Here is an 18,988-nt window from a genome sequence, read left to right on the forward strand (position 1 = left end):
CAATATATTGAGGTATGAGAAATAATGGAAAACACTACCCTTCGTTTATGGCTGTCGGAAAGAATGAGTTCGGTAGTTACCCTTTAGCACTTATAGAGAATTTAATTAATAAGAAATATTTGTTTAACTTTAAAAGACATGGTATGAAGAAAAACTATGTAATGGCTGCTTTGGTTCTGTCGCTGTTGGCGGGATGCAGCACTGATGTTAAAGAATCTGACATCAAGTTTGCAGGAGAAGCGGGTGTGAAGGTCTCTTTCAACGCAGTGATAAACAGTCAGACCGGAACTCCTTTGACACCAACCCGAGCTACTGATACAGAATGGGAAATTGGAGATTCAATAGGAATTTCCTGTGGAGGTAATCAACAGAATATCCACTACAAATACATAGGTGATGCGAATAATATGTTTGCCGCCAAAGGAGGTGTAGGAGAAGAAATTTGGGTTTTGGGAACACAAGAATATGATGTGATAGCCTATTGTCCGTTTATGGGTACGTCTGGAGTGACCGAGGGAATTGTAAGTGTATTGACTGACACTGAAAATCAAGCAACGGCAGAAAAAAGAAAATATCTTGATTTTCTTTATGCTACGGCTACGGCAAGTGCCGTTCAGCCAAATGTACAGTTAGTGTTTAACCATAAGATGAGCCGCATCAAGATAAAATTTGAAGCAGGCAACGGAGTTTCACTTTCTGATATAGACTGTTATCTTATCGGATTGAAGCAGGAGGGTACATTCAATACAAGCACAGGAGCGACGACTGTCAGCGAAAGTGCGATGACTGAGGATATCTATTGGGGAAATGTAGGTGAAGTAAATAATCATACGATGGAAGCTATCTTGTTGCCACAGACTGTGAGCAGCAAAGTGAGTATTCAGGCCAGAATGGGAGGGCGGTTATATGAAGTGCAATTCCCTAACTTGACTAAGTTAGATACGGGAGTTTCCTATAACTATACTATTAAGGCCAGCATGTCAGTAGACCAAAAGGATTATGTATTTACTATCACGAAAGAGGGAACACAGATCAATGACTGGACTACAGAAGAAGAGGAGATAAAATCTGAGTCTACTTCTCCTGATACAGGTGCTACGACCGAAAATCCGGATTGGACAGTAGAAGAGGAAGATATTACTGCTACAGAAAAAAAATAGCTGTTCTTTTATACCAATATTAATACGACGCATTAATCATTCAATAAATAAAAAATACGAATATGAAAATATATAATTATATATCAGCACTTTTGATTGCAGGTATTGCAAGTTTCTCTTCTTGTTCGCAAGAAGATTTGAATGTGAACGAAACAGGTTCTTCTAATGGTTTCCGCATCAGTGTGACCGATGGTGGATTTATAGATACTACTCCAGGAACACGTGCAGTTGAAAACGGATATACTACTGCCTTTGCTGAAGGAGATGCGATCGGTGTCTTTGGAGTAGATGCCGGCGGAATAGTGACGGATATTAACAACCGGAAGTTTACGATGAAGAACGGCAGTTGGGAAATTGAAGGAACTCCCATCGAATATAAAGGTGCCGATTTTAAAGATATGGATTTTTATGCTTATTATCCGTATGACGCAGATGTGATATTTAATGTCGGTCAAGAAGATCCGTTTGCTCAATATGTTGATAGTTGGGTGCTGGGTAATAATCAGTCCAACGAAGAATATACCAAATACGACTTGATGACAAGTTCCGGTAGTGCTGTGGTAGACAATCGTTTTAAAGGTGAAATCAACTTTAAAATGATACACCGTATGGCTTTGACTGTATTGAAAATGCCTAAACTTGTTTATGACTTTGCCAATACGGACGTAACCCTTGATGATTATGAATTACCTGTTACTGCTAGTTCTTTCAAATTGAATGGTAATGAAGTGACTCCTTTTTATCAAGAAAGTACGGATTCTTATCGCTTCTTGGTGAAACCGGGAACAGAGTTTACTATTGAAGGTACATATATAGGAACAAAGGAGATGTCATATGCGGCTACTGCTACATTGAATAACGGAACGGCTAAAGTATATACAATCAATGATCCTAATAAATACGAATATATACTTGCTGTAGGGGATTATTATTGTGCAAATGGTTCAATTGTCAGCAAAGATACTGAAACTGTTCCTGAAAATGTAATTGGTATTGTATGTTATGTGGGAAATCCGCAACCATCGGTAACACATTCCAGTACTTATACGGAAACTAATGATATTCTGCATAACGACTATCCGGCTTGTAGCCACGGGTTGGTTATAGCGTTGGAAGATATGACTGGATCTGCTTTTCAATGGGGAACTAAAAATCTGTCTACCGGGGCCGCTGATGCATTGTTCGGTGATTGGTTTAAGACTGACGAAGAATGGCAGAATCGCCTTGTAAGCAATTTAAATGAATCAAATAAGGGTGGTGCTCCTTATGCTGCTATTCCGGGATTTATGGGTTACAACAACACATTCCTGTTGACTTACTGTTATGAAAATATACGGCAGTTCCCTTGTGACAATGCTTACGTTAATCTTAACAATTACCGTTCGAAAGTAACTGTTCCTTCTATGGTTACTGACTGGTATATTCCAAGCATTGTAGAGTTAGAACAAGCGGCTAAATCATTAAATGCTATTAATACAAGCATCAATTCCGCAAAAGGAACAGCATTGACAACAGATGCCGGATATTTTAGCAGTAATGAGCGTGCTGTAACTTATATGTGGTATCATAAACTTTCAGAGAATGGTCAGGATATAACGCTGCGTGAGCGCGGTTCCGGTGGCAAACTATGTCGTTTGATGCTTGCTTTCTAAACAGATAATTATATTCAAATGAAGAAAATAAGGCGGCATGGACATACTTCGCCGCCTCATAACTCCTCTATCATGAAAATAGAAATATATGAATAAGAAAAACTTAATAAAAGGAACAACTTTACCTATTGCCCTGTTTTTCTCTTTCGCCCTAATACCGACTTTCGGCAATCAAGGACAGGCTATAGCTGCTGTTGATATAGTTCAGCAACAAGGCATTATCAAGGGAACGGTGGTGGACGATAAAGGCGAACCGGTGATTGGAGCTAATGTTCTTGTTGTAGGTACTTCTGTCGGTACTATTACCGATATCGACGGTATGTTTAAAATCAATGCGAAAGCAGGGACGAAGCTGAAAGTTACTTTTATCGGATATACTGAGCAAGTGTTAGTTGCCAAAAATAATATGCGAGTGGTTTTATCGGAAGATGCTACCACTTTGCAAGAAGTGGAAATCGTGGCATATGGTGTGCAGAAGAAAGTAACCATGACGGGTGCTGTGGCAAGTGTTAAGACCGAAGCCCTGACACGTACTTCCATCGGTTCTGTCTCTAATGTATTAGGAGGGCAGATGGCAGGTCTGACTACCATTCAAACATCCGGTGAGCCGGGTGCAGATGCCGCAGAGGTTTTTATCCGTGGTAAAGCGACATGGGGAGATGCGTCTCCATTGATTCAGGTGGATGGTGTAGAACGTAGCATGAATGATATAGATCCCAATGAAATAGAGTCTATATCCATTTTGAAAGACGCTTCCGCCACTGCTGTGTTTGGTGTACGCGGAGCCAATGGAGTTATTCTGATTACTACCAAGCGCGGTAGGGAAGGAAAGGCACATATCTCTTTCAGCACTTCTGCTTCTATACAAATGCCTACTAAAATGGTGGAAACTGCTAACTCTTATGAATATGCTATGTTTTATAATCAAATGATAGCTAATGATACACCAGTGGGGGAAATACCAGCCAAGACATTCTCAGATGGAGTTATTCAAAAATTCCGGGATGGTTCTGATCCCCTTCGTTTTCCGAGTGTCAATTGGATTGATTATATTATGGGGGATGCTACTCTGCAGAGTCAGCACAATCTGAATATTTCCGGAGGTACGGATAAGGTGCGTTATTTTATCTCGGCAGGTGCTTATACACAAGGCGGACTTTTCAATGAGTTTAGTCTGCCTTATGGTATCAGCTATCAATATCGTCGTTTTAATTACCGAAGTAACTTGGATATAGACGTGACGAAAACCACTACAATCTCATTCAATGTGGCAGGAAACGTTAATTCATCCGAAAAGCCACGTACCAGCCAAGGATCATCCGGAATGGTTAAGAATATCTATTATTCAACTCCGTTTAGAAGTGCCGGTTTTATAAATAATAAGTTGGTATATACTACTACTGACTCACAGTCTGACGGATTGAGCTTACCTTTTGTCGGTGATGCAGACCCATTCACTTATTATGGAGGCGGAGCTGCCCATAGTGTCAACAATTCCTTGAATGCCGACCTTATTTTGAATCAGAAATTGGATTTTATCACTAAAGGACTTTCATTTAAGTTGAAAGGTTCGTACAATAGCTCATTTACCATTAATAAGAATTTGTCCGGTGGTACGGAAATGACTTATACACCGGTATTACAGAGTGATGGGAGTGTAGGATTACGTCCGGTAGACGGTAGTAAATACACTGATGTGAGCTATGGAGTTTCTCGGGGACAGTCGCGTAACTGGTATATGGAAGCTGCACTGAACTATAATCGCTCGTTTGGTAATCACAACATAGGGGCATTGGTGCTTTATAATCAGTCCAAAGAATATTACCCAAAAGAATATTCGGATGTTCCGCGAGGATATGTCGGTTTGGTTGGACGTGTAACTTACGACTGGAAAAACCGTTATATGGTAGAAGCTAATATGGGTTATAACGGTTCGGAGAACTTTGCTTCGGATAATCGGTTTGCCCTCTTTCCGGCAGCATCCGTAGGGTGGGTGGCTAGTGAAGAAAAGTTTTGGGAATCTATCAAACCGGTAATAAGCTTCCTGAAACTACGTGCCAGCTTCGGTTTGGTAGGTAATGATAAAATCGGTGGCTCCCGTTTTATGTATACTGCCAATCCTTATCATGTTAATCTGAACGGTTATGTTAGTAATTCCGGTTATGGAAGTGGTAATCTTGCTCAGATACAGGGCTCTTATGGATACTTGTTCGGGCAAGGAGGACAAACTTCCACTGTTAGTTTAGGAGCACATGAGTGGGCGATTAATAATGCGAATGTGACATGGGAAAAAGCATTCAAGCAGAACTATGGTATTGATATCAACTTTTTTAACGACCGTTTATCTGCTACAGTAGAATATTACAAGGAACACCGTTGGGATATCCTTCTGCAAGACGGAACAGCTCCCGGTATGTTAGGTTTTACTCAACCTTTCTCTAATTTAGGGGAAGTAAATAACTGGGGATGGGAACTTTCGTTGAAATGGAACGATAAGGTCGGGAAAAACTTTCGCTATTGGGCGGGTATAAACCTTTCTTATAATCAGAATGAAATCATCGAGCGTAAGGAAGCTCCTCAGGATTACGACTATTTGTACGAGAAAGGACATCGTATCGGCTCACGCAAGCAATATGCTTTCTGGCGCTATTACGATGAACAAACACCGGTACTGTATGAACAGACATTCCATCGTCCGTTTCCGACTCATTCGGTTGTATTACAAAATGGAGATGCTGTTTATGTCGATTTAAATGGCGACCGGAAGATTGACGCAAATGATATGGGTTATGATTATGGATTTACGGATGATCCGGAATACATGGTAGGTATGAATCTCGGATTCTCTTGGAAGAATTTGGAAGTAAATACGCAATGGACTGGTGCGTGGAATGTGAGCCGAATGATTTCGGATGTGTTCCGTCGGCCATTTTTATCTAGTTCAGGTAATGTTGCAGGTGGTTTGCTTGCCTATCATCTGGCAAATACATGGACAAAAGAAAATCCGTCGCAAGATGCGAAATATCCACGTGCTACATGGAAGAATGCTGATAATAACTATGCAGAATCAACTCTTTATGAACAGGATTCCAAATATTTGCGTCTAAAGACTCTGACAATTGCTTATAATTTTCAATTCCCTTTGATGAAGAAATTGGGAATGAGTACTTGTCAGCTATCGTTCAGTGGCTATAATTTGTGGACTCTCACACCTTATTTATGGGGCGACCCGGAAGCAAGAGCTAGTAATGCACCTTCGTACCCGTTGACAAAGACATATACATTGGGATTGAAACTGGGATTCTAAAAACAGATTTAAAATTTGATTATTATGAAACAAAAATATAAATGGTTTGTCGGAGTAATGATGGCAGGAGTGCTTGGTATAGGAACTACTTCTTGTGTAGACGAGATTAAGTTCGGTAACAGCTTTCTCGAAAAAGCGCCGGGTGGATCTGCTACTCAAGATACTATATTCAACAGTGTCACTTATACCCGGCAGTTTTTGAATACCTGTTATAGCCGCCAATATTATGGTTTGCCTTATGTAAATTCATCTGTTGATGACTTTCCGGATTCTTCCAATCCCTATACAGGAAAGTTCGATGCATTGACTGACTGTTGGCAACTTCACTATTCGGGAACTACGGTTTATAACAGTTACTATAGTGGTACGCATACCGCTAATTACGGTATTCGTGGTGATATCTTCGGATATACTCGTGAAGGTGTCTGGCAGACTGTGCGGTGGTGCTGGCTGCTTTTGGAAAATGTAGACAGAGTGCCTGGTATGGGAGAGGATGAAAAAGTAAAGATGAAAGCAGAGGCGAAATGCCTTATTGCCGCTCGCTATTTTGATATGTTCCGTCACTATGGAGGATTACCGCTTATTTATGCTTCGTTCATGGGAACGGAGACCAACTATCAATTACCACGTGCTACGGTGGAAGAAACCGTGAACTATATGGATAAAATGCTGGAGGAAGCTATCGAATCCGGTGGTTTGAAATGGGCATATGAAGGGGCTGATTTTAATTCTGATAGTGGTCATTGGACATTGGCTGGGGCTATGGCATTGAGATGTAAATTATGGCAGTTTGCCGCTTCTCCTTTGTTTAACGACACTCAAGGATATGCTGGTGGACGTAGTGAAGCGGAACAACAACATTTGGTGTGGTATGGAAGTAAACGTCCCGAATTGTGGAATAAATGTCTTGAATATTGCAGGCAGTTTTTCAATGCCATAGAGGCAAACGGTTTTTATAAGTTACGGGAAGCAGCAGGCAGCAATCCTACTCCCACTGAGTATCGGTATGCTTACCGGATGGGGTACATCCTTTTGGATAGTCCTGAAGTATTACACTCCGTACGTGTAGCAGGCTATGAACGTCCGGGCGGGTCGACTACTTATATATGGCGTACTTGGTGTAACAATGGACGTAACTCTTATACTCCGACCCAAGAGTATGTTGAGATGTTTCCTTGGGCAGACGGAACCCCGTTTGACTGGAATGAGACGGAAGCAGAAGGCAAGCTAAACGATATGTTTCTGACCGGCGAATTTGCTAATGGAGAAAATACTCTTTCCAATCTTATATTAACCCGTGATCCGCGACTATATGAATCTGTCATCGTGAACAATATACCTCGAAATTTAGGATGGTCTTCTCCTAAAATGAGTGACTATCCATGGGAATTATGGGTGGGAGGTACGGATGCAAAGACAGCTCCTGTATTGGAAAATATGCGTTTTGCTACTGGATATGATAACATGAAATATTATTTGAGTGACAGTGATTATGAACGCCAACCTATCCATTGGGCATATCTTCGTTTGTCCGATCTCTTTCTGACGTATGCAGAAGCTCTGCTGCAAGCCGAAAATAATTTCACAGATGCTCTTTATTGGGTAAATGAAGTCCGCGCCCGTGTAGGCTTGGGTAAATTGGAGGAATGTATCCCGAATAAGAATCTGACAACTGATAAGGATGCTTTGTTAGAGGAAATACTTCGTGAACGTGCTTGTGAATTAGGCATGGAAGACAGCCGTTATTTCGACTTGATTCGTTACAAACGTGCAGACCGTTTTGAAAAGAAACTGCATGGTTTATTGATTTATCGCTTGGATGATGCGGGTAAGCGTATAGAGAAACCTTGGAGAGACGGAACTGATGAATTCGGTAAAAATGCCATTCAGCCTACGAGATTTGAATATGAAAGATTCGAATTGCATAACAGAGCACGTGTTTGGTGGACACAAGGATTCGATTCGAAATGGTATTTATCTCCGTTTCCTCAAAATGAAATCAACAAAGGATACGGTTTGATTCAAAATCCCGGCTGGTGATGAGAAACATGAGTAAAATTGATTTTAGAACAGTGATATGAAAAATAATAAAATGCTGGTACTGATTCTGTTGGCATCTTTGGGCATGCCGATAGGAGCGCAGAATATAGATAATAAAGGAAGAGTGTCTGGAGATTCCGTCACTGTGGATGTAGGGGCTAACCGGGTGTTCAGCCGCCACGAATCGACTGCGGCAGTCTCTACCGTTTATAATGAAGAATTTGATAAGAGGGCTTCAAAGAATATTTCTAACTCTCTTTTCGGACAGGGACTGGGATTGACCGCCTTGCAGAATGCGGGTAATTTTTCTAGTACGGAGCCTACTTTTTATGTACGTGGTCTGCAAAGTCTGTCTAGTAGTTCGCCATTAGTTTTGGTAGACGGGTTGGAACGTGACATGAGCCTTGTGTCACCGGAAGAAGTAGAATCGGTATCTATACTGAAGGATGCCGCAGCAGTTGCGTTATATGGCTATAAAGGTATTAATGGAGCTGTTTTGGTAACTACCAAACGGGGAAAATACAATTCAAGGGAAATAAAGTTTACTTATGATCATGTAATCAACTTCCAGTCGCGTCGCCCTGATTTTGTGAATGCCGCTACCTATGCCGAAGCTGTGAACGAGGCACGAGGTTACGAAGGATTAGATGTGCGTTATACCCCTCTTGAAATTCATGCTTTCCGTTATGGGAGAGTGAAGGGGTTGGGTGATCGTATCAATGCGCAATTACCTTATTTTTATCCGAATGTGGATTGGATTGACGAAACTTTCCGTGACATGGGAGTCTCTAATAAATATAATATAGAGTTTACAGGAGGAGGTAGTAAATTTCGTTATTATGCAATGTTAGGGTTGATAACAGACAAGGGATTCGTTGCCAATGCTAATATGAATGACGGTTATTCTACACAAGACAAGTATTCTAGTGCTAATTTGCGTACAAATTTGGATATTGACTTGACGAGTACCACTAAACTGAAATTAAATCTTCTCGGTTCACTGTCCGAATCAAGTCGTCCGGGAACTTCCAGTACGGATTTGTGGGATATGGTTTATTCGATTCCTTCCGCCGCCTTTCCTATACTATCGGATGACGGTTCGTGGGGAGGAAGCTCCACTTGGGCGGGTACGCTGAACCCGGTGGCGCAATCGCAAGGAGCAGCCTATAGCAAGGGACATACGCGTAGTTTGTTGGCGGACTTGACCTTATCACAGGACTTGTCCGGATTAATGAAAGGATTAGGTGTAAATTTCCGTTTGGCATACGACAACTACTCTTCCATTTGGGAAGATCACAGTAAGACATATGCTTATAGGGGATATACGCCTAGCTGGCAGGATTCAAGCGCCGGTGGCCCGTTGTATACAGTTGTTACAGGCGGTAAACCCAGTGAAATGGCGACCGGTGCCGATACGAATGATTGGGCACGTCAGTTCAATTTCTCCGGAGGTTTTGATTATAATCGTTCATTCGGAAAACATGATATTTATTCACAGTTGAAATGGGAGTATGAGTTTCGTGACACTTATGGAGTAAATACCAGTATCTACCGCCAAAATGTATCGTGGTATACTCACTATGGCCTCAATAAGCGTTATTATGTAGATTTGGCACTGGTCGGATCGGCTTCTAATTTATTAGCTCCGGGACATAAATGGGCTTTCTCACCTACCATCTCTGCGGCTTGGGTACTTTCGGAAGAGAACTTTATGAAAGCGTTTTCTTGGGTTGATCTTTTGAAGTTACGGGCTTCGTTTGGTGTGATTAATGCTGATTACCTGCCTAAAGACGGTGATAATTCGGTATATAACTATTGGGAACAAATTTATACGACAACGGGTACACGCTATCTGTTTGATGTCGGTTATGGATCCAATTTCGGAACCACTTACATGAATCGATTGGCTACATTAAACTCGACACACGAGAAAGCTTATAAATATAATGTAGGGTTGGATGCAACGATGTTCAAAGGATTGAATTTGACGATAGAAGGATATTATCAACGTCGGAAAGATATTTGGGTGGATTCTAGCGGTCAATATTCAACAGTACTTGGTATGGATTCTCCTTATGAAAACGCAGGTATTGTGGATAGTTGGGGTACTGAGTTCGGTTTGGACTATACGAAACGGTGGGGTGATTGGGTTGTTAATGCTGGAGGAAACTTTGCTTTTACCCGAAACGAAATCAAGGAGCAACGGGAAGAACCGCGTTTATATGATAACTTGAAACGGACGGGACACCGACTGAATCAGGTGTATGGCTTGGTTGCGGAAGGTTTTTTCAAAGATGAGGCAGAGATTGAGAGCAGTCTGGTACAGAACTTCAGTACGGTAGTTCCTGGTGATATCAAATATAAGGATGTGAACGGAGATAAGGTGATCGATGCAAACGACGTGACGGCTATTGGATATAGTACGGCTGCCCCGGAAATCTATTATTCTTTCCATTTGGGAGCCGAATGGAAAGGAATCGGATTGGATGCCATGTTTCAGGGGACAGGAAACTATTCTGCCGTCTTGAATACCAAGAGTATGTTTTGGCCGTTGATTAACAATACATCACTTTCCACACACTATTATGAGAACCGTTGGACTCCCGAAAACTTGAATGCAAAATATCCGCGTCTGAGCTCGCAGAGTAATGCCAATAATTATCAGACTAACACGATCTGGCTTGCCGACCGTTCGTTCTTGAAATTACGCAATGTGGAGGTTTATTATAAATTTCCCCAACATCTGATGAAACGGACAAAAATATTAGGTAGTGCTAAATTGTATGTACGAGGAGTGGATTTGCTTTGTTTTGATCATATCGACGTGGCGGATCCGGAATCTTACGGTGCGACAAATCCATTGACCAAGAGTGTGGTAGTAGGTGTTAAGATAGGATTTTAATCATTAAAAACGAGGTAAAGAATGAAACTGAATAAATTGATATATGGCGTTCTGACCATCTTCGCTTTTTCTTCTTGTGCGGATCAGATGGACTATTCAGAGTATAATCCTTATGACGCAGGTTATGTAAAGCGTACTTTTTATGATGTAGGCGGGTTGGTATCTAACATTTACCAATCACTTGACTCTGATTTTGGAAATTATAGTGGTGCTATTTTGGGTTCTGCTACCGATGAATCGCAATATTCCTATACAGGTAATGCCATTGAGACTTTTTACAATGGAGCATGGAGTCCGGTGAATGCGCAGAGCAGTATGTGGACTTCCAGTTATAAAGCAATTGCCAATTGTAACAATTATCTAGAGGAATTTACAGGACTGACGTTCTCGGAGTATGAACAAATCTCCGATTATGAAGCTGAGATGTATCGCTATAATAATTATCAATATGAAGTCCGTTTTCTGCGGGCATATTTCTACTTTAATCTGGTAAGACAATACGGAGATGTACCTTTTACCGATCATGTCTTGTCAACTTCTGAGGTGAATACGCTTACACGTAAACCAGCTCAAGAGGTATTCGACTGGATTATTAAGGAATGTGACGAGATAAAAGATCTGATTATACCGGATTATAATAATTTGGGGGCTTTGGTTCCTGCCGGCGAATCAGCGGAAACAGGGCGAGCCAACAAGCGTACAGTATTGGCATTAAAAGCGCGTACGGCTTTGTATGCCGCCAGTCCGTTGTTCAATTCTCATCAGGAAGGTAGCCAAGAGTACAAGGAACTGTGGTATCGTGCAGCCAAGGCTAATAAAGACTTGATCGAGACTTGCGAAGAAGCAGGTATGAGATTGATAGATGACTACGAGAATTTATGGGATGCAAAGAGTTACAGTAGTGCCATCGATGAACTCATTTTCGGTTGTCGTGCCATACGTGCTACCAACTCTTTTGAAAAATATAATTTTCCTGTCGGGTTGGAAAACTGTCGAGGTGGAAACTGCCCTACACAGACATTGGTGGATGCCTATGAGTTGAAGGACGGTGGTGAAAGACCAGATAAAAAGGCGGATTATGATAAAAATAAACCTTATTACGAGGGGCGTGATCCTAGATTTGAAAAAACGATTGCTAAGAATGGTGATACAAAATGGCCGAATTGGAACGAAACTGCGTTAGAAACCTATCAGGGAGGTGCAAATGCAGAACCACTGAGTGGGGGAACGCCTACCGGCTATTATCTGAAAAAGTATTGTCAGACAAGTATTAATACGACGACAGCGAAGCCTACTACAGATAATCATACATGGATTATATATCGCTTAGGAGAGTTCTACCTGAATTATGCAGAAGCATTATTCAAATATTTAGGTACTGCTTATGCTACCAATAACGAATTTCCTATTCCTGCCAATGAGATGGTGAATAAAACTCGCCAGCGCACGAAGGTGAATATGCCTAAATTTCCCGCAGGTCTGAATAATCAGCTATGGTGGGAGAAATACCAGAATGAGCGCATGGTAGAGTTAGCATTCGAGGGACACCGTTTTTGGGATGTACGTCGTTGGAAGGAAGGAGACAAGCATTTCAGCAGCATTGATGAAATGAAAATATATAAGAGTGGGGATTCATATTCATATAGGCGTGTCACTGTGGATAGGCAATGGGATGATAAAATGTATTTCTTTCCTATTCCGCAAAGTGAAAAAGCCAAGAATCCTAATTTGACGCAGAATCCGGGGTGGTAGAACTAACCTCGGAATTGAAAAATGATTATTTAATACTAAAGACAGAATATGAAGAAAATATTATATACATTAGGACTGTTTGGATTGTTGACATTTGGAGCATGCTCGGATACTGATCCGGTAGTGGATGAAGAACCGGAATTTAATCTTAATATTAAGGAAGAACCGTTGAAAGACCTGCCTACGGAGGTTATTACGGGAAGCCGTGCTATGTGGGTGAGCTATGACCCTATGTCTGAAACAGATCAACATAATGCCACAGGAATTTCTTCGGCGTTAGTTAGTTGGAGATTGTTGTTGACCGATCCGGAAAATATAGCTTTCGATATTTATAAGTCAGAAGATGGGGGTGAAGAAGTCAAGTTAAATGAAGAGGCGATAACGAAGACTACTTGTTGGGTAGATGAGAATATTAATCCCGCAAAAACAAATTATTATCGGGTGACATTGGCTGGTCAAGAGGAAACAATCTGTGACTACACGTTTACTTCTGAGATGGCGACGAAATTCTATCGGGAGATTATACTAAGAAGTGATGTGCCCGATGCTGCATTGACATATGCTCCTGATGATATTCAATTGGGTGAACTGGATGGAGACGGAGAACTGGAAATTGTAATTAAGAGAGAGCCATATGATGGAGCCAATCAAGGAGGATGGCGCAATGGAACCACTCTTTTAGAGGCTTACAAACTGGACGGTACCTTTTTGTGGCGTATAGACTTAGGTCTTAACATTCGTTCCGGCTCACATTATACTTCTTATATTTTATATGATTTTGATGGAGACGGCTTGTGTGAAATTGCATTCCGTTCATCTGAAGGAACTAAATTTCCTAATGGAAGAATAATTACCGATGCCAATGGGCTGGTGAATGATTATCGTTTGCGGGATACGAACGGTGTGGGGTGGTATTCCGGAAAAAGTCTGTATTCTACTGCCGGACTAGTTTTGGAAGGTCCTGAATACATTTCTATCTGTCGTGGATTTGACGGTTGTGAGATTACCCGTACTCCCAATATACCTCGTGGTCATGAGGACGAATCAAAGGTAGCACGTGCCCAATATTGGAATTCTTATTGGGGAGATGACTACGGAAACCGTATGGATCGTTTCTTCATTGGAGCAGCTTATTTGGATGGTATACCTGACGAGACGACTGGTGTAAGAAAAAGTAATCCAAGTTTGATTATTTCTCGTGGCATTTATAAAAACTGGCAAGTGTGGGCACTTGACTTACAAGGAAACGAATTGGTTAATCGTTGGAAGTTTGACACTGCCGACCATAGTGAGAAATGGCTGGCAATGTGTTCACATTCCTTCCGTGTGGCAGATTTGGATGATGATGGAAAGGATGAAATATTGTATGGTTCGGCTGCTATTGATGATGATGGAAGTGAGCTGTGGTGTACCGGGAACGGGCATGGAGACTGTTTGTATGTGGGACGGTTTATTCAGAATCCCCAGCAGATAAATCCATTATTCGGCAAACAACAGATTGTAGCTTCTTTTGAAGAGCAGGATACATATAGCACACAGGGATTAGGATATGCTTGTCAGGTGATTGATGCGAAAACAGGGAACTTGATTGCCGGGCATGGAGCAGGTAAAAACGGGGATGTGGGACGTTGTATTGTAGCGGATGTAGATCCGGACAGTCCGGATTTTGAGTATTATTCGTCTTTACAGTCGGGAATGTATAGTTGCAGCAGTGGCCGTGTTGTCTCAACCGACTATCCGAAAGGAATTGGTAGCGGTGTGATGTACAATGCCGCTATTTATTGGAGCGGTCAACCGACAAGGGAAATGTATGACCGTGCTTGTATAGTAAGTTATAAGGGAAATCCGGATGTAAATAAAACGAATAAGAATCGTTTGGTATATTTCGGACACTATGGAAGTAATGACGGAAACCATGGTACGAAATTTAATCCTTGTTATTATGGAGATTTCTTGGGTGACTATCGCGAAGAAGTTATTTTAGGTTCGAACGATAATAGGTCTATTTATATTTTCTCTACGAACCATCCGACCACCCATCGTCTTCGTCACCTGATGACTGACCATACTTATGATATGTCTCAGGCTATGCAAAATATCGGATATAATCAAGGTACTAACTTAGGGTATTATGTTGGTGCGGAAACTTTGAAATAGAAGTGGATTTATAATTTCCTTATTAAGATAAGTCTTGCCATTTATTACTTCTGAGAGTTCGATGAAGTAATAAGTGGCAATTCTTTTATTTCTTCACATTTCACCATATCCCAACCTTGGAACCGAATTAATAATAGGTGAAGTGTCGTTCCTGTAGCCAGTTTCTGCACAACTTTATCCTTACTGTATTGTAACAGTTGTTGCCTTCCTTCTTCTGCCTGGACTTCAAGTTCAGCATCGGTAGCTGTGTGTAGCGTATTTCAGTTCCAGGATATAGCTGTGTTCTATATCGGAATAACGAATTTTGTCCGGCAACAGGAAGAAGTCACAATAACCATAGTTCATTTCCAATTCCGGTTGTACGAGATAATAGGAAGCAATGGCAAGATAGGCTTTCAGGAAACCTTGCAGGTTTCTTTCCCCTTCTATTGCGTCACGTATGGAAGAGTTCTCCCGATAGGCACGGGCGATGGTTTCGAAGAATGGTTTCCAATGACCGTCGAAGGCGAAATCATCTATCAGGTCTTTCAGATGTGAAAGATTCAGGGTATGGGCCTATTGATAGTAGTCGCGTAAGAATCCAAGGTACTGCTCGCGTACACAATTGTTAGGTATGCACATTTTCAGACGGTCGCCACGGGTGCCGCACATGGTGAGTAAGCCATAATAATAGAGCAGGCTTCGGAAGTTCTCAATATCTGCTATCTTCTCTGACGGGAATGAAGTATGCAAGTCTACCAGTATTTCACCTTCTGCCGCTATTTCCTCGATAGTGCTAATCTGCTCCCGGCAGAGAACAGCCTGCTTTTGAGAAGTCGAAGAAAAGGATTTGGAAACTGTTATGTTGTTTGGTTGGATGGCTTCCTATCCATAAGTCACCGAAATACTTGTCGAAGTTATCCTTCTGTATTATGTCATAATAAGTACGCATCATGCTCAGGAACAAGCTTTTTCCGAAACGTCTCGGACGAATAAGGAAAAGATAACTGGGCATTTCCTCGATAAGGGGCAAATACATGGTCTTATCGACGAAATAGAAGTTTTCGTTCCGCATCCGGTTGAAGTCGGATATTCCGTATGGTATTCCTTTCACTTGACTCATATTGGCAGGCTTTTAATTAGTACAGGCAAGTTAATCTATTCTGTGGAATAAATCAATGATTTGTGGTTGTATTCTGGAAAGGTGACAATTTGTTTTCGTACAAAGTAGCACTGGCTGTCCCCCAATCTATTAATGGAAAAGTTCTTATGTATTAAAGGTAAACTTCCTTTCCCTCACTACCAAACTTGCAATCAACTTATTGCAAACTATAAACGCAAGTTCCGTTTTTATAAATGAAGCCTTTGATTATAAAAACAAAGCTTGCATTTTTATAAACGGAACTTGCATTTATAGTTTACTCTTAGGCAAACAAAACTTTAGGATTAACCCAAGAGAAGTTTGCAAAGGGGTAAGAGCAACTTTTGTATTAATAGATTGAGTGCAAGTAGTGTAGCTTATCTCTTATGTATTTACTTTAAGTACTCCTTCAACAGGCAATCACTCTTTTTCAACCCTTCCGCAATACTTTTTGCGTTCATATGCGCTCCTTTCAGAGAAGTATGCGTATGGTCGTGATTGTAGTAAGCGGCTGCTTTCTTCACACCTTTCTTTTCAAGTTTATCAGCACTAATTTTGTTCAGGTCGATAAAGTAAGCTCCGGTGGCTTCAGCAGCTTCGCGTGTCCATTTGCCGAAAGATTCCGTATTGCGTTCTATCTTTCCGTCTTTCCATTTGTTGCGTGGAGTGTGGCTCAACACAATGGGAGTCGCCCCTTTTTCCTGAACGTCCCTGATAAATTTACGGAGATACCAGCCGAAAGTATAAACAACTTGGTATTTTCCTGTCTTTTCCATAAGAAAGACCTTGCTTTCATCTCCCGAACCACGTAATTCGGCACGGGCTTTCCCCTTGTTTATATCTCCTGCATCGTTGTGACCGAACTGTATAAGCACGAAATCTCCCGGTTGCAAGGCATTATATACCTTATCCCAACGACCTTCATCCAAATATGTACGTGCACTACGTCCTGCCATCGCACGATTTTCTACGGAAATCTTATCCAGGTTGAACTCGTCAGCTATCACGCTTCCCCATCCCCACATACCGTTCTTGTCTTTATCCTCATTTCTGACCGTGCTGTCGCCAATAGTGAACAATACCGGGCGTCCTTCCTTACGGCTGGAACCTGTCACGGTATCCTGCTCGATTGGTTTCAGATAATTGGCCAATTCCAGTCCTTCATACGCACGTATTCCGTCCGCGGCAGATTCGGCATTTACCTTGGCACCGAAAGCACTGGTATGGATACGGTCGATATAAAACATATATTTCACTTTCTCCTTGCCGAACTTCTCGAACTTGCGGGCAGTGATATCATTCAAATCAATGAAAGGAACATTCTGCTGTTCGGCTACCTGCTTCGCCCATAATCCGAAAGTCTTGTTGACACGTTTGACGATGGTGCTGTCCTTATCTTCCCAGGCATTGCGGGGAGTGAGCGAGAACAGGATAGGATGAGCGCCTTTCGCTTTCACGTCGCGGATAAAACGGCGCATATATTCGCCGTAAGTATATACGGTTTCTTTTACTCCGGTTTCTTTGATTGTTACGTTCAGCGTGTCGTTGCCGATTCCCGGAATAGAGGCACGGGCACGTCCGCTGTCATAAGGGCCGTTGTCATTATGTCCCAGTTCGATGATTACCCAGTCACCGGGGCGTACTCCCTTGATTACATCCGGCCAAAGGCGGTTGTAGAAAGTACGGCTGCTGGTTCCGCCCAACGCATGGTTCTCTACCGTAATCCGGTTCGAATCGAAATAATCGCCGGCATAATATCCCCAGCCCCATTGTCCGTTGTTACCGTTTCCCAAGGTTCCGGTGCGCATGGTGGAGTTTCCCACCAAAAACAATACAGGGTTATTGCCTTTGCGGCTCGAACCCGCTTCCGGTCTTGATGTACGTGCTTTGTTCAGGCTGTCCAGCGTATTGTCAATCACTTGGTTGACATCTTTCATGGGAGCAGCGACCTTATTCTGTGCCTGCATTTGCAGACTGCATGCGATGACTATCAGTCCGCATGCATATTGGAACAACTTGTTTTTCATTTTCTGTTTTCTTTGAAATCCCTCACTGACCTGTTCGATACCTGTCAGTGAGGGAGCTAACTACAAACTAACCTCTACTTAAACCTAATGGGTGATTATTCTTAACCTTATTGAAAACTATCTTTATCTTAATTTGTAAATCTCCGTCCCGGCAAGCAGGAAACAACCTACACCGTAATCCTCAAAGTCGGGTACACTCTTATAAGTAACAGGCTGCCCGTCTTTAGGCTCCTTACCCGTGCCTTGTACATATCCCAGGAATCCGTTCGGATGAACGGCATCTTTCACCATTGCATTCCATGCCTTTAAAGCAACCGGAAGATACTCCTTTCGGTCAAGCAGTCCGTTGCGGACTCCCCAAACCATTCCGTAGACAAACAGTGCCGTGCCGGAAGTCTCTTTTCCGCCGAAGTTCGTAGGGTCATGAAGGCTGACATTCCAGAAACCGTCTTCACGCTGGCACTTCTTCAATGCCTTGCTCATGGTCAGGAAGTCGTTGATATAGTCCTGACGGTGTTTCTCGTCAGCAGGGATTTCATCCAGTACCCGTACCAAAGCAGCATATACCCAGCCGTTTCCGCGGCTCCAGTAACAATCTTCGCCATTCGGCTCCTTATATGGCGGGTTAAAATCCTGGTCGCGCCACCACAGACCGTCTTTCTGGTTGAACATGCCCGTTTCGTCATGCTGGCTGCGTGTATAATAATACATATCCCACATCTTGTCGTAGTATTTCCGCTCTCCGGTCATTTTGCCGAACTTGGCGAAGATAGGCATTGCCATTTGTACGGCGTCAATCCACCACCAGTCGTTTACTTGCGGAGTGTTCACCACCATGTCGATGCTCGCCTTGATATTCCGAATCATGTTT

At 42.1% G+C, this 18,988-nt stretch carries 9 protein-coding genes and 1 pseudogene; 7 read left to right on the top strand and 3 right to left on the bottom strand.

The features are described from left to right. Positions 1–143: 143 nt before the first annotated feature. From CLIN57ABFB40_RS20110 to CLIN57ABFB40_RS20140, 7 genes are all read left to right on the top strand, one after another. A complete protein-coding gene (locus CLIN57ABFB40_RS20110; protein WP_175631655.1) occupies positions 144–1,160 on the top strand; it encodes a fimbrillin family protein in 1,017 nt (338 codons plus the stop codon). 62 nt (positions 1,161–1,222) lie between these two features. Further along, on the top strand, positions 1,223–2,812 hold the full coding sequence (locus tag CLIN57ABFB40_RS20115; RefSeq protein WP_175631656.1) for a fimbrillin family protein: 1,590 nt from the start codon (positions 1,223–1,225) through the stop codon (positions 2,810–2,812). An 88-nt stretch (positions 2,813–2,900) separates the two neighbouring features. Next, positions 2,901–6,119, top strand: a complete 3,219-nt coding sequence (locus CLIN57ABFB40_RS20120) for a SusC/RagA family TonB-linked outer membrane protein (protein ID WP_175631657.1) — start codon at positions 2,901–2,903, stop codon at positions 6,117–6,119. A 24-nt stretch (positions 6,120–6,143) separates the two neighbouring features. After that, the gene (locus CLIN57ABFB40_RS20125; RefSeq protein ID WP_167962583.1) at positions 6,144–8,159 is read left to right on the top strand and encodes a RagB/SusD family nutrient uptake outer membrane protein; all 2,016 of its coding nucleotides are present in this window, start codon (positions 6,144–6,146) and stop codon (positions 8,157–8,159) included. A 37-nt stretch (positions 8,160–8,196) separates the two neighbouring features. Further along, complete coding sequence (locus CLIN57ABFB40_RS20130; protein ID WP_175631658.1) at positions 8,197–11,061, top strand: SusC/RagA family TonB-linked outer membrane protein; 2,865 nt, start codon at positions 8,197–8,199, stop codon at positions 11,059–11,061. Positions 11,062–11,082: 21 nt separating this feature from the next. Next, positions 11,083–12,813: a RagB/SusD family nutrient uptake outer membrane protein gene (locus tag CLIN57ABFB40_RS20135; protein WP_167962587.1), complete on the top strand. Its 1,731-nt coding sequence runs from the start codon at positions 11,083–11,085 to the stop codon at positions 12,811–12,813. A 48-nt stretch (positions 12,814–12,861) separates the two neighbouring features. After that, positions 12,862–14,970, top strand: coding sequence for a hypothetical protein (locus CLIN57ABFB40_RS20140; RefSeq protein ID WP_175631659.1), 2,109 nt, complete (start codon positions 12,862–12,864; stop codon positions 14,968–14,970). 44 nt (positions 14,971–15,014) lie between these two features. On the opposite strand, the pseudogene CLIN57ABFB40_RS20145 reads toward CLIN57ABFB40_RS20140, so the two are convergent. From CLIN57ABFB40_RS20145 to CLIN57ABFB40_RS20155, 3 genes and pseudogenes are all read right to left on the bottom strand, one after another. Further along, a pseudogene (locus CLIN57ABFB40_RS20145) lies at positions 15,015–16,072 on the bottom strand (AAA family ATPase). A gap of 410 nt (positions 16,073–16,482) precedes the next feature. Beyond that, positions 16,483–18,117, bottom strand: coding sequence for a rhamnogalacturonan acetylesterase (locus CLIN57ABFB40_RS20150; protein ID WP_175631660.1), 1,635 nt, complete (start codon positions 18,115–18,117; stop codon positions 16,483–16,485). 123 nt (positions 18,118–18,240) lie between these two features. Continuing rightward, positions 18,241–18,988: glycoside hydrolase family 88 protein (locus CLIN57ABFB40_RS20155; protein WP_175631661.1), on the bottom strand; the 748-nt coding region annotated here is incomplete at its 5' end.

Origin of the sequence: Bacteroides acidifaciens (assembly GCF_903181435.1) — a bacterium.
Taxonomy (GTDB): Bacteria; Bacteroidota; Bacteroidia; order Bacteroidales; family Bacteroidaceae; genus Bacteroides.

Coding starts and splice junctions, on each gene's coding strand:
- CLIN57ABFB40_RS20110 (WP_175631655.1), top strand. CDS start 144: ATGAAGAAAAACTATGTAATGGCTGCTTTGGTTCTGTCGCTGTTGGCG.
- CLIN57ABFB40_RS20115 (WP_175631656.1), top strand. CDS start 1,223: ATGAAAATATATAATTATATATCAGCACTTTTGATTGCAGGTATTGCA.
- CLIN57ABFB40_RS20120 (WP_175631657.1), top strand. CDS start 2,901: ATGAATAAGAAAAACTTAATAAAAGGAACAACTTTACCTATTGCCCTG.
- CLIN57ABFB40_RS20125 (WP_167962583.1), top strand. CDS start 6,144: ATGAAACAAAAATATAAATGGTTTGTCGGAGTAATGATGGCAGGAGTG.
- CLIN57ABFB40_RS20130 (WP_175631658.1), top strand. CDS start 8,197: ATGAAAAATAATAAAATGCTGGTACTGATTCTGTTGGCATCTTTGGGC.
- CLIN57ABFB40_RS20135 (WP_167962587.1), top strand. CDS start 11,083: ATGAAACTGAATAAATTGATATATGGCGTTCTGACCATCTTCGCTTTT.
- CLIN57ABFB40_RS20140 (WP_175631659.1), top strand. CDS start 12,862: ATGAAGAAAATATTATATACATTAGGACTGTTTGGATTGTTGACATTT.
- CLIN57ABFB40_RS20150 (WP_175631660.1), bottom strand. CDS start 18,117: ATGAAAAACAAGTTGTTCCAATATGCATGCGGACTGATAGTCATCGCA.